11 protein-coding genes are annotated in these 12,514 nt (G+C 69.6%); 7 read left to right on the plus strand and 4 right to left on the minus strand.

Going from position 1 to position 12,514, the window contains the following annotated elements:
- A partial coding sequence (locus AB0M20_RS08395) for a winged helix-turn-helix domain-containing protein (protein WP_364295823.1) occupies positions 1-222 on the minus strand: 222 nt, incomplete at its 3' end.
- A gap of 293 nt (positions 223-515) precedes the next feature.
- Here AB0M20_RS08395 and AB0M20_RS08400 point away from each other — a divergent pair.
- Positions 516-764: a hypothetical protein gene (locus AB0M20_RS08400; protein ID WP_364295826.1), complete on the plus strand. Its 249-nt coding sequence runs from the start codon at positions 516-518 to the stop codon at positions 762-764.
- A gap of 48 nt (positions 765-812) precedes the next feature.
- On the opposite strand, the gene AB0M20_RS08405 is transcribed toward AB0M20_RS08400, so the two are convergent.
- Both AB0M20_RS08405 and AB0M20_RS08410 read right to left on the minus strand, forming a co-directional pair.
- The gene (locus AB0M20_RS08405) at positions 813-1,328 is read right to left on the minus strand and encodes a peptidase inhibitor family I36 protein (protein ID WP_364295829.1); all 516 of its coding nucleotides are present in this window, start codon (positions 1,326-1,328) and stop codon (positions 813-815) included.
- A 140-nt stretch (positions 1,329-1,468) separates the two neighbouring features.
- The gene (locus AB0M20_RS08410; protein ID WP_364295832.1) at positions 1,469-3,028 is read right to left on the minus strand and encodes an aldehyde dehydrogenase (NADP(+)); all 1,560 of its coding nucleotides are present in this window, start codon (positions 3,026-3,028) and stop codon (positions 1,469-1,471) included.
- A gap of 134 nt (positions 3,029-3,162) precedes the next feature.
- Here AB0M20_RS08410 and AB0M20_RS08415 point away from each other — a divergent pair, with 134 nt between their 5' ends.
- Positions 3,163-4,329, plus strand: coding sequence for a fumarylacetoacetate hydrolase family protein (locus AB0M20_RS08415; protein WP_364295835.1), 1,167 nt, complete (start codon positions 3,163-3,165; stop codon positions 4,327-4,329).
- 25 nt (positions 4,330-4,354) lie between these two features.
- Here AB0M20_RS08415 and AB0M20_RS08420 read toward each other — a convergent pair whose 3' ends face one another.
- Positions 4,355-5,344, minus strand: a complete 990-nt coding sequence (locus AB0M20_RS08420; RefSeq protein WP_364295838.1) for a phosphotransferase — start codon at positions 5,342-5,344, stop codon at positions 4,355-4,357.
- A gap of 383 nt (positions 5,345-5,727) precedes the next feature.
- On the opposite strand from AB0M20_RS08420, the gene AB0M20_RS08425 reads away from it, so the two are divergent.
- From AB0M20_RS08425 to AB0M20_RS08445, 5 genes are all read left to right on the plus strand, one after another.
- Positions 5,728-5,889 (plus strand): hypothetical protein, encoded by a 162-nt coding sequence (locus AB0M20_RS08425; RefSeq protein WP_364295841.1) that lies wholly within the window; start codon positions 5,728-5,730, stop codon positions 5,887-5,889.
- A gap of 107 nt (positions 5,890-5,996) precedes the next feature.
- Positions 5,997-7,946, plus strand: a complete 1,950-nt coding sequence (locus AB0M20_RS08430; RefSeq protein ID WP_364295844.1) for a radical SAM protein — start codon at positions 5,997-5,999, stop codon at positions 7,944-7,946.
- Complete coding sequence (locus AB0M20_RS08435; RefSeq protein ID WP_364295847.1) at positions 7,937-10,471, plus strand: RiPP maturation radical SAM C-methyltransferase; 2,535 nt, start codon at positions 7,937-7,939, stop codon at positions 10,469-10,471. Before AB0M20_RS08430 ends, AB0M20_RS08435 begins: the two co-directional genes overlap by 10 nt.
- 19 nt (positions 10,472-10,490) lie before the next feature.
- On the plus strand, positions 10,491-11,447 hold the full coding sequence (locus tag AB0M20_RS08440; protein WP_364295850.1) for a methyltransferase: 957 nt from the start codon (positions 10,491-10,493) through the stop codon (positions 11,445-11,447).
- A 14-nt stretch (positions 11,448-11,461) separates the two neighbouring features.
- Positions 11,462-12,514: cytochrome P450 (locus tag AB0M20_RS08445; protein WP_364295853.1), on the plus strand; the 1,053-nt coding region annotated here is incomplete at its 3' end.

Genomic DNA, 12,514 nt, shown 5'->3' on the forward strand with positions numbered 1-12,514 from the left:
GCGGAGCGCGGCGCGCAGTTCGCTGACCCGTACGTGCAGCATGTCGCGCGCGCTCCGCGGCGGCGTCTCGCCCCACAGGGCGTCCACCAGCTGTCCGACGGGGACCACCTCGTCGGCGTGCAGCAGCAGGACCGCGAGCAGCTTGCGGTGCCGCGGGCCGCCGAGGGCCAGCTCGCACCCCGCATGCGTCACCTGGACCGGGCCCAGGATCCCAAACTCCACCGACATCCTCCCGGCCGCCGGGCCGGCCGGCGGCGGCACCATTGTCCCACCGAGGCGGCGACCCCGAGAGTCCTAATACTGACGGATCCTGGGACATGAAACTACTCGCCTCCGGCGTCGTCGTGGTCGAGATCGTCTACCACCTGACAGGGTTAGGGTGGACAGGTGACGGTCTATGTTGCCCCCGAGGTCGCGGCCGTCTGCGCCCTGTATGACGGGCTGCTCGGCGTGGACGCCGCGCGACGTGAGGGCACGGAACATATGCGCCTTCTCGCCGAGCGCCTGGCCGAGGGTTGCACTACCTGGCCGCCAATGGTGTGGAGATCTACCGCCAGCTGGTGCCCGCCAACGCCGCCGACGTGGCGCAACTGCTGCTTGCCAACGGTGCCGATGCCACCGCAACAGCACGCATGTACGGCGGTGACCAGACCGTACTCGGCCTACTTCTGACCAGCAGCCACCCGGCCAGGGCGGGTGTCACCGATCAGATTGCTCAGGTGGTCCGCGGAGCGGACACGGCCACATCATCAACCACCGGCTGACGCCAGAACATCGGAACGATCGCGCGACTTCAGAGGTGGTCATGGTCGTCAGGTGATGTGGTGGACGAAGGTCGGCGTGGTGCACGTGTTGTTCAGGTCGTCCACCCAACCGTCCATGATGTAGCTGAACGGGGTGCTGCCCCAGATGTAGTTGTTGTGGAGATAGCCGTACTTCGAGTATCTGTACGAGCCGTCATGGGCCCGGTCCCAGATCGTGATGTGTCCGGTCGTGCGGTTCCAGATGGAGTACGTGTGGTCCTGCCAGACGCTGCCCTCGAACCGCCAGCCGTGGCACTGGACGGCGGCGTCGGGGTAGAAGATGCCGTACCCGGTGAAGTCGGTGCCGGTCCAGATGCAGATCCGGTCGACGGGGCACTTGTAACTGTAGTGCTCGGTGCTGTGCCAGATCTGGGCGCCGTTGATGGTCGTGATGAGGTGCGGTGCATCGGCGGTGGCCGCCTGGGCGGCCGGGCTGCCGGCCAAAAACGCCGCGCAGAGGGCGACGGCCAGGGCCAGCACGGCCGCCGTCCGCCGGGTTCTTGACGGGTGATGCGTGACAGTCATGACGTTTCCCCGTTCCGGGCGGCGCGGTCGCGCCGCTCCGGACACATCGGAGCACGCGGCGCTTTCAACCCGGCTTCACCGCGGGCACGGCAGAGCTCCAGGTGCCGCTCCATCAGGGGCGAACACGCGCCCGCACGTGATCATTCAGGCTTGCCGGGAACGAGCACGCCGTCGACGCGGCGCGGCAGCCGCAGAGGGTTGTCGTCCTGCAAGGCCGCCGGAAGCAGCCGGTCGGGTACGGACTGGTACGCAGCTGGTTTGAGGAAACGGCGTAGCGCGCTGGCCCCGACGGAGGTGTGCAGCGGGTCCGTCGTCGCCGGCCAAGGACCGCCGTGGTGGGTGGCCCAGCCGACGGCGACCCCGGTCGGCCAGCCATTCCACACCAATCGACCGGCAACGTCGGACAGCGCGGCCACCGTCTCCGTCAGGTCCTCATCCTCGCCCTCGTCCTCGGCGTGCAGCGTCGCGGTCAGTGAACCGCCGAGGCCCCGCACGATCGCGACGGCCTGTTCGAGCGAGTCGTACTCCACCACCAGCGAGACGGGCCCGAAGCACTCCTCCAGCGGCTGTTCCGGTGCGGCCAGGACCTGGGCTGCGGTCGTTGCGAACAGGGCTGCGCCGGCCCAGGACCCGGGACGGTCGACCACCGAGGGTGCACGCAGCGGCCGGATGTCCGTACGCCCGGCCAGCGCCTCCACGCCGGAGACGAACGACTGGTGGATCCGCGATCCGAGCATGGGCGCCGGCGGGACGGCATCGGCGGCATCGGTGAGCGCTGCCTCCAAGCCATGGCCGCGGGGCAGCAGCAGCAGGCCCGGCTTGGTGCAGAACTGGCCGGTGCCGAGGGTGAAGGAGGCGACGTAGTCCTTGGCGATCTCAGCTCCCCGCCGGGCGACCGCCGCTCGCGTCACGAGCACCGGGTTCAAGCTGCCCAGCTCGCCGTAGAACGGGATCGGATCGGGCCGGCCCGCGGCGAGCTCGTGCAGAGCCCGGCCGCCGGCCAACGACCCGGTGAAGCTGCAGGCACGGACCCGCCGATCGGTGATCGCCGCGACGCCGGTATCGACGCCGTGGACCACCGCGAATGAGCCGCCCGGCGCTCCGGCGCCCGCCAGCGCATCCGCCACGATCTGCCCGGTCCGCACCGACAGACCGGGGTGGCCCGGGTGGGACTTCACGATCACGGGACAGCCGGCCGCCAGCGCCGACGCGGTGTCGCCGCCGGCGACACTGAACGCGAACGGGAAGTTGCCGGCGGTGAAGACCAGCACGGTACCCAGCGGCTCGAGGACGCGGCGAAGGTCAGGGTACGGCGGAACCGCCGCCGGGTCGGCGTGATCGATGGTGGCCTCCAGGAACGAGCCCTCCTCGAGCACCCGGGCGAACAGCTCGAGCTGGTTGGTGGTCCGCGTCACCTCGCCGGTCAGCCGGGGCTGCGGCAGGCCGGTCTCGGCCTCGGCCAGCGAGACCAGTTCGGGGGCGGCGGCGTCGACGGCGGCGGCGACCGCGCGCAGCCACGCCGCCCGCTCACCCGGGCTTGTCGCCCGCAGCGTGCTCGCGGTCCGGGCGGCGGCGTCGAGCACAGCGTCCAGTTCCTCAGGGGAGGTCTCGGTCAGCGGGTCGCCGACCACCTCACCGGTACGCGGGTCCTTGCCCTGCATCACCAGCGCGCTCACCGCATCCTCCTCGGTCGTCACCATCCGGCTGGGGTCGAGACGGCGGGTCCCAACCCCGAATACCTTCGAGGCTACGGCCCCGCGCCCGGGCACGAGCCTCCGGCCGTGGTTGCCGGGGAAGTCGGCGTCGCCGATGATGGCAGTCGAGAGGGGGCGGCGTGGATCTCACGAGGCGTCTCCGGGACATCGTCCCGGCCGACGAGGGCGCGACGCTGGCGGCGCGGGTGTTCGACCCTGACGTCGGCCCCTGTGTGGCAGCGGTCCGCGGTGACACCGTCGTGGACGTGTCCGCGGTCGAGCCCACGATGTCGCATCTGCTGGACCGGGCCGACGCCCTCGACATCATCCGCGAGGCGCCCGGTGGCGCCCAGTGGTCGACAAAGCAGCTGCTGGCCAACACACTGCGGCAGGACGACGCCGGGCCCCGGTTCCTGGCTCCGGTGGATCTGCAAGTGATCAAGGCGGCCGGCGTCACCTTCGTCCGCAGCATGCTGGAGCGAGTCATCGAGGAGCGCGCTGCCGGAGACCCGGCCCGCGCCGCCGACGTCCGCCGGAAACTCTCCGATGTCGTGGGCGGCGCGATCAGTCAGATCCGTCCCGGGTCCGAGCAGGCGGCGACCGTCAAACAGGTCCTCATCGCGGAGGGTTTGTGGTCGCAGTACCTCGAGGTGGGCATCGGACCCGACCCCGAGATCTTCACCAAGGCGCCGGTCCTCTCGGCGGTCGGGCTGGGCGCGCAGATCGGAGTCCTCGCCCGGTCGCGGTGGAACAACCCGGAGCCGGAGCTCGTCCTCGCCGTGACCTCGACCGGCACCGCGGTCGCCGCGACCCTCGGAAACGACGTCAACCTGCGCGACTTCGAGGGCCGCAGCGCCCTCCTGCTCACCGAGGCCAAGGACAACAACGCCTCCTGCGCCATCGGACCGTTCCTGCGACTGTTCGACGACTCCTTCACCGTGGACGATGCCCGCGGGATGGACATCACGCTGCGTGTCGAGGGAACGGACGGGTTCACGTTGGCGGGCACCAGCTCCGTCGGCCAGATCAGCCGCGATCCGCTGGACCTGGTCCGGCACGCCTTCGGACCGCACCACCGGTACCCGGACGGGTTCGTCCTGTTCACCGGCACCATGTTCGCCCCCACCGAGGACCGGGACGCACCCGGCGAGGGGTTCACCCACAAGGACGGAGACGTCGTCGCGATCTCCAGCCCAGCGCTCGGGACGTTGGTCAATCAGGTGACCTCCGCTGAGGCTGCGCCCGCGTGGACGTTCGGCATCCGCACGCTCATGGCCAACCTTGCGGGACGCGGCCTGCTGAGCTGAGCCGCCGCGTATCACCTGGCTCGGTTCAGGTTCCTGCCGAGCGGGTCTCCACCAGGTCGAGCATCGCCAGCGACCACCGGTGGACGTCGTCGAGTTTCGCGGCGAACGCCGGGTTGACCTGAGCCGTGCCGGTGTACCAGAGGTCGAAGGCGATCTGCCGCAAGGCGATGAAGTCGTCCAGCCGGGTGGCGTCGACGTCCCGATGTGCCAGATAGCCGGCCAACAGCGCGTCCCGGAAGATCGGGTAGTCCGGGCCGTCGCGCAGCTCCCACAGGGCGACGGCGACCTCATACAGCCGCGGACCGGTGCCGCAGTCGTCGAAGTCGATCAACTTGACATCGCCGTGCTGGAACACCGCGTTACCGAGGTGGAGGTCAGCATGGATGAGCCCCTGGTCACCGACGCGGGGCAGCAAGGCTGCCATCCGCACCGCCACCGACTCGAAGCGGGTACGCAACTCGGCCGGCAGCAGTGCCCAGCAATCGGCAGCTGAGGTGTCACCGTAGATCATCACGTCGCCGAAGAATGTCTCGTAGTCCCAGCGGATCCGGACGAAGCCGGGCGGCGGCGTCCACCGGTCGGCGTGCTCGTGCAGGCGAGCCATCGCCGCCCCGAGCCGACGCAGGTGGACCGGCCGCGCGGATCCCTCGAGGATGCGCCCGTCCATCCAACGCAACACCGAGCAGACTCGGGTCTCGCCGGACGCGGATGCCTCGACCGTCGTGGCGCCGTCGCGGGCCGCGAGCGCTTCCGGGACGAACAGATCGGTGTCGGCCCTGATCGCCTCAAGCCAGCAGAGCTCTGAGCGGATGGCCGCCGCTGAGTCGATGTGGCGACCGTGCCGCTGGCGCCGGTGCACACGCACGAGGTGCCGCCCAGCCGCGCTGTCGTGCCGGAACGTGGTGTTCTCCCCATGCGACACGAAAGTGAGCCGACCTCCCGGCAGCGCATAGGAGCCGAGCGCGGCCAGCGCCACCAGCCGAAGCCGCGCGATCTGCGCGCGTCGAGACGTCATCGGGTGGCTGATGTCAAAGCTCAAGACGATCTCACTCGCTCCATCGACCGTGCAGGACTCGACGTGAACCCTACGCGCACATGGCGGGGGCATAAGATCAAATCCATTCATGCGGGTACGCGGCCAATGGCCTGCCGGTAACCGGTCAATGTCCGGCTAGTTGCCGGTTGACGTCCTGTTCTCCGCGCCGGGCTTTGGCTAAATTTCGGGTATGCGACCAAAGCCCCGGGATAGTTCCGTCCCGGTTCAGGCTTTCAAGGTCGACAACGGGATGGATCCGACGTTATTGCGTTGCAGGGAAACACTTTCGGGTTTCATCCGTGACATCTGCGGCAGTCCCCGGTCCACATCGGACTCGGGGTTATCTTTCATAAGGAGGCTTTATGAAGAGCCACGACACGCTCGGTGAAATCCAGGTCATGGAGATGAACGAGTCGCAGGTCAACGGCGCCACCACCGTCAAGTACAACTACCTGACCCAGAACGCCGACCGGGCACCCCAGGGTCAGGGCGCACAGCAGTCGGCTCCCTCCGCGGAGCGCTGACCGGTCCGAACAAGGAACCAGTAATCCTGCCGCAGGCTCCGGTGCCCTCGAACGATTAAGGGGGCGCCGGGGCGCGGAAAGCACACTACTCAGCTGGAGCGGATGGCGTGGATCTTCTTCTCCTGCTCCCGCCGATGTCGGAAGCGACCTTCTTTCCGTATCTCAGTCTGCCGTACCTCGCCGGTCATGTGCGCCGGGCCGGCCACAGTGCGCACCAGGTCGACCTCGGCATCGAGATGATTCATCGGCTGCTCGAGGAGCCGGCCCTCAGACAACGGGCTCGTGGCCTCGACGAGGCGCCGGACGTGCGGGCCTGGTACCGGGCGGCCGTTGCCGATGTCGCGCTCCAGTTCCACGACGAGCTGCGGGATGTCGTTCTGCGCAAGCAGCCGGCCCGCACGCTCGGCGCCGCTCGGGCGGTCGACCTGGCCCGGCAGTCGGCCCGGCTCGTCCTGAACGACTCGGCGCTGTCGCGCGTCTGGGACGCCTTCGACGCGCTCGACCAGGAGGCGCTCCGGCTTTCCCGGGCCGACGCCGGTTCGCTCGACGTCGCCACCCGGACGCTGCGCGACCTGCTGACGGAGGCCCTCGACGAGTCCGTCCCGCGGGCCGTCGGCATCTCCGTCCCGTTCTTCAGCCAGTTGCTGCCGGCGCTGCTGATCGCCCTCTGGATCCGCCGGCTGCGCCCCGGCGTACCCATCTGCCTCGGCGGGCAGCAGGTCATGCTGCGCCACGACGACCTGGCGGGGATGGCCTCCGTGCGGGCCGCGGTGGACGCCCTGTGCGTCACGGCCGGCGAACAGCCGCTCGACCGCTGGCTCGCGCACCTCGCGGGGCGGGCCTCCCGCCGGGACGTGCCAGGCATGAGGTGGGTCGGCGCCCGGGGCGTGACCCGGCCCGGCCCGACGCCCACGCTGCACTTCAAGGATCTGGGCGCGCCGGACTACAACGGGCTCAAGGTGCGGTCCTACCTGACCGAGATCGCCGCCGTCTCCGTGGTTTCCTGCGTCGGTTGTTACTGGGGCCGCTGCATCTTCTGTTCCTATGGGAACCGGTCACTCGAGCGTGGCGCCTATCAGCAGGCCTCGCCCGGCCAGCTCGCGGACGTGATCTGCGAGACGGTCCGGAGCACGGGCATCGAATTCGTCACCATCACCGATGAGAACACGAATCTGCGGCTGGTCGCCCAGGCGATGCGACTGGTCCGTGGACGGGGCCTGGCCGTCCACTTCAACACCCGGAACCGGCTGGAGCCGGTACTGCTCGACCCTCGCTTCTGCACAGAGCTGGCCGAGCTGGGCTGCGACGGGATGGCGATCGGCTTCGAGGGGGTTTCCCAGCGGCTGCTCGACAGGCTCGACAAGGGCGTGGACGCCGCCGACTTTCAGCAGATCATGGACAACCTGGCAGCCGCGAACATCCGGATCAACTTCTCCATCATGGGCGGGTTGCTGGACGAGACCGACGAGGAGCACGAGGCGTCGGTGCGGTTCCTCGAGCACAACCGCGGCCGCTTCGGTGTCGACGTGGTCGAGTTGCTCATCGCCGAGCCCGGAACGCGGCTCGTCCGGGACCCACAGGACTTCGGCGTGGTCCTCGACGCTTCCGGCGCCTTTGCCGACAACCGGGAGCTCAACTATCTGAGCGGCCGGGTCGGCACACCCCACGCGGCGATCGGCGGGGTGCGGCGTACCGACGCGTTGCAGCGGGTGAGGAACACCGTGGGCCGCCTCTCCGTCGCTGTCGGCACGCCCACCGAATCGGCGCCACCGGCGACCGCGGCGCTGCGCCCGTACCCCTGGACCCGGTTCGCGCCGCAACGGCTGAGCCCGGACGGCGCGGATCTGCTGGCGGCGGATCCGATCCAGGAAAGGGTGTACCGGCTGCCGCGGCAGCACGTGTCCCGGTCCGCCGGGGATGGCGGGCGCCTGGTGGCCGGCACCGGTCAGGGCCGGTCGCTGCTCGACCAGCTGGTGGCCGCGGGTCTCGGCGTCGTGGCGGACGAGCGCACTCCGAACGTCAGTCTCGAGCGTGAGGGAGTTTCCCGGTGTACGTGAAATTGGTGAACATGCCATGGGCCTCCATCCAATTCCCGTCGCTGGCCCTGGGCATCCTGAAAAGGCGGGTCACGGACGAATTCCCGGACAGCCGGGTCGAGGTCGTGCACGCCAATCTCGACTTCCTGGACTGGATCACCGAACGGGTGGGCGTGACGCCGGAGCAGCACAATTTCTGCTGGACGTCCTACTTCACCGGCTTCAGCGAGTGGATCTTCTCATCCGCCCTGTACGGCGACCGGCACTGGCGCAACGAGGCGTTCACGAGCCTGGTGGCCGGGTCGGTCGACGAGGACATGCTCGCGATGGGACGGCAACTGCACGCCCTGGCGCCGGAGTATGTCGCCGACCTGGTGGGCCGCCTGCTCGATGACGGGCCCGACGTCGTCGGATTCTCCACCACGTTCGCGCAGAACAGCGCCGTGCTCGCCGCCGCCAGACTGATCAAGCAGGCGGCCCCGCAGGTCGTGACGGTGCTCGGCGGCGGCAACTGCGACGGCCCGCAGGGCGCGGCGCTGCATCGCTGCTTCCCCTTCGTCGACTACGTCAACCGGGGCGAGGGCGAGCTGTCCTTCACGCGGCTCCTGCGCAGCCTGGCCGACCGGTCGGAGACCGCCGGCATTCCCGGTCTCTGCTGGCGCGACGCGGCGGGAACCTCGCACGCCAACGCGATGAGCGCGGCGCCCCTGCCGGCCGCACTGCTGGTGACACCGGACTACACCGAATACTTCGCACAGCACGCGACGTCGCGCGCCGGATCGTGGTCCGAGCCCCATCTCGTGGTCGAGAGTTCGCGTGGCTGCTGGTGGGGGCAGAAGCACCACTGCACGTTCTGCGGGCTCAACGGTTCCTTCATGGAATTCCGCAGTAAGGGCCCGGACGAGTTCGTCGCCGAGATGTGCGCGATGGCCAAGCGTCACGAGGTACTCAACGTCGCGGTCGCCGACAACATCATGGACATGAACTATCTGCAGTCGGCGGTGCCGAAGCTGGCGGCGAGCGGATACGACTTCCGGATCAGCTATGAGATCAAGTCGAACATGCGCCCGGAACAGCTGGCGTCGCTCGTCGCGGCGGGCGTCCACTATGTGCAGCCCGGCATCGAGAATCTCAGCAGTCGTGTTCTGCGGCTCATGGACAAGGGTGTGTCCGGCTGTCACAACGTCCGCATGCTGCGCGACGCCGAAACCGTCGGCCTGAGCGTCGCCTGGAACTACCTGTTCGGGTTCCCGGGCGAGACGGAGCCGGACTACGACGATCCGATGAGCCAGTTTCCGGCCCTTCACCACCTCCAGCCGCCGGATGGGGCGACCCGGATAGCCATCGAGCGCTTCAGTCCCTACTTCAACCGTCCGGATCTCGGCTTCGCCGAGCTGCGGCCCGCGGCGCACTACGGGGTGATCTACGACCTCCCGGAGGCGGACCTGCGCGACATGGCGTACGTCTTCGACACCGAGTACCGGGGCATCTCGGCGGAGCATGGCAAGCGGCTGGAAAAGGCGGTGGACATCTGGCAGCAGGAGTTCGCCCATGGCCAGCTGACCCACAGTGACCTGGGCGACGCCATCATCCTGAGCAACACCCGCAGCGGCTTCGCCTGGCGGACGCTTCGGATCGAGGAACCGTGGCAGGTCGCGGCGTTCCGGCTGCTGGACCAGCCGCATTCGCCGCGGGGCCTGACCAGCAAGCTGGTGGCCGGTGGCCACGGTGTGACCGCGGACGAGGTGTCGGCGCTGCTCCGCGACTGGCGCCGGGCGGGCCTGGTCTTCGAGGACGCCGACCAGTTCGTCCACGTTGCCCCGCAGGGCGCCAACCAGGACCTGATGCGGTGCGTGACCGGCGACGACGCCCAGGCGCTGGTGCCGGCGCTGCTGCACGGCGCGGGGCCGGCGCCCGGCACCGGCGCCCGGTCGGCGCTGCGGTGCTGGCGGGGGCGCGACCCGGAGGTCCTCGAGCAGGACGACATGTACTTGGGCGAGGTGCTGTTTGCCGATAACCCCGTGCGGACGGCGGCCGAGGTGGCCGCACGCGGTGGGCTGCACGTCGCCCTCCCCGGCCCGGTCGGCATCGGCCACGACGACGACAGCGACGGCGACGTCCGTGCCCTCACCCACATCAGGGAGCTGACCGGTCGCGGTATCTCCGTCGACTGGGAGGTGGATCTGGGCCGCGAGGCCGGACGATGGCAGCTGTTCGATCACCTGTACCCGCCGCGCTCGGTGGCCGGGCCCGACGGCGCGGCCGTCCTCGATCAGTGGCGCCGCTCCTGGCACATGAACAAGTGCGGCTACCGGCGTGGGGAGGGATTCATCGAAATCGTCGACCTGCGGTACGGGACGCAGCGGCGCATCCTCATGCGGAATCCGCACGAGGAGAAGCTGGCGTCGCTGCTCAGGGGTGCCCCCGCCGCGGACTTCCGGCCGGAGGAGATCGAGGCGTTCACCAGATCCGGTCTGGTGCACCGGATCGGCACCCGGCTGTGGTGGATGCCCGCCCGCATCACTCGCTGGCCGGTCGTGCGGTGATCGCTCGAAGGGGTACGAGATGACCTTGCAGCAGATGGCCGATCTCATCACGCCGATGGCCGTCCGGGTCGCCGTCACGCTCCGCATCGCCCACCGGATAACCGCGGGGCGGCGGCTGGCCGGCGAACTCGCCGATGACGTCGCCGCCGATGCCGACGCCCTGGAGCGGGTGCTGCTTCACCTGGTGTCCGCCGGCCTGTTCGACCGGGACGAGGCCGGCGCGTTCAGCCTGACCGAACGGGGTGAACAACTGCTCGCCGAGCCGCCACCCTGGTGGGATCTGGACAGTGCGCTGGGCCGCGCCGACCTGTCGGTCACCCGCATGCTCGATACCGTGCGGACCGGCGCGAGCGCCTACACAGCTCAATACGGCCGGACCTTCTGGGACGACCTCGACGCCGATCCATCGTGGAGCGCCCAGTTCGACGCCGCGCTCGCTCGCGGGGTGACCCGGCGGGCCCGCGATGTCGCACAGGCCTACGACTGGGCGGCGCTGGGCGACGTGGTCGACGTCGGCGGCGGCGACGGCACGCTGCTCGCGGCGCTGCTGCGCGCGCACCCCGCGCTCCGCGGAACAGTCGTCGAACGTACCTCCGAAGCCGCGAAGCGCACCCTCCACGACGCCGGGCTGAGCGACCGGGCGGACGCGGTCGCCGGGAGCTTCTTCGATCCGCTGCCGCCGGGCGCCGGCGGCTACGTCCTGGCCCGGATCCAGAGCAACTGGGGTGATGCCGATGTGCGGGCCATCCTGCGCCGGTGCGGCGAGGCGGCCGGAGCCCGCGGAAAGGTCGTCGTCATCGACGAGTTCGCCGCCGGCGAGGCCGTGGTGACGGCGGACGACCTGCGCATGCTGGTCTATTTCGGCGGCAAGGAGCGCACCGCGGCGCAGGTCGGTGACCTGGCCGCGGATGTCGGCCTGACGCTGGAGTCACGCATTCCGGTCGGCGAATGGACCATTCTGGAATTCCGAGGCTGAGGGAGCACCGAGCTATGTGGAGAACGCACGAGGCACAGTTCTGGCTGCGCGGGGAGCGCCCCGAGAAGCCCGTCCGCTACGACGAGTCGGCGGGTCTCTGGCACGTCTACGGCTACGCCGAGGTGCAGAAGATCCTCGCGGAGCCCGCCACGTTCTCCTCCGACGTCCACCGGATCACCCCGCCGCACCGCCGGCCCCGGATCGGGGACCGCGAGGTCTCCATGGACGGGATGATCACCCTGATGGACCCGCCGGACCACACCATCCTCCGGAAGCTGATCAGCAGTGCCTTCGCGCCGAAGGTCGTGTACCGGCTCCAGCCCCGGATCGCCGCGCTCACCCACGAGTTGCTCGACGGGGCGAATCAGGACCGGATGGACTTCGTCGAGACGCTGGCGTTCCCGCTGCCGTCGATCGTCGTCTGCGAGATGCTCGGCATCCCGCACGAGGACCGCGGCCTGTTCCAGAAGTGGGCGGCCGGGATGTTCGAGCGCAACAACCAGCCCTCGCAGCTGGAGCACAGCGAGGAGCGCGAGCGGGAGGTGGAGACGCACGCGGCCAGCCTGCTGCAGTTCCGCGGGTACGTGGCCGAGCATGCGGAACGGCGCCGCCGGAAGCCGCGCGAGGATCTGCTCACCGAACTCGTCGAGTCGCCCCTGACCGACGACCAGACGGTCAATTTCGCCTCCGCCCTGCTGATCGCCGGCCACCTCAACACCTTCATGATGCTCGGCAACACCGTCCTCTGCCTGGACGCGTTCCGCGACGTGCAGGACCGGGTCCGGGCCGACCGGTCGGGCATCCCGGCGGTGATCGAGGAATCGATGCGGTACCTCACGCCGTTCGCCGCGCTGAGCCGGGCCACCACCCGCGAGGTCGAACTCGGCGGCGAGACGATCCCGGCCGACCAGATGCTCCTGGTGTGGGTCGCCGCCGCGAACCGTGACCCGGCCGTGTTCACCGATCCGGACACCTTCGATCCCGGCCGGGACTCCCGCGCCCATCTGTCGCTCGGCCGGGGGATCCACTTCTGCCTGGGCGCGATGCTGGCCCGGGTGGAGGGCGAG

The organism is Actinoplanes sp. NPDC051633, from assembly GCF_040681735.1.
Taxonomy (GTDB): Bacteria; Actinomycetota; Actinomycetes; order Mycobacteriales; family Micromonosporaceae; genus Actinoplanes.

Excerpts from the sequence above, each read along its gene's own strand:
- AB0M20_RS08405 (WP_364295829.1), bottom strand. The coding sequence starts at position 1,328 with ATGACTGTCACGCATCACCCGTCAAGAACCCGGCGGACGGCGGCCGTG.
- AB0M20_RS08410 (WP_364295832.1), bottom strand. The coding sequence starts at position 3,028 with ATGGTGACGACCGAGGAGGATGCGGTGAGCGCGCTGGTGATGCAGGGC.
- AB0M20_RS08420 (WP_364295838.1), bottom strand. The coding sequence starts at position 5,344 with ATGACGTCTCGACGCGCGCAGATCGCGCGGCTTCGGCTGGTGGCGCTG.
- AB0M20_RS08425 (WP_364295841.1), top strand. The coding sequence starts at position 5,728 with ATGAAGAGCCACGACACGCTCGGTGAAATCCAGGTCATGGAGATGAAC.
- AB0M20_RS08440 (WP_364295850.1), top strand. The coding sequence starts at position 10,491 with ATGACCTTGCAGCAGATGGCCGATCTCATCACGCCGATGGCCGTCCGG.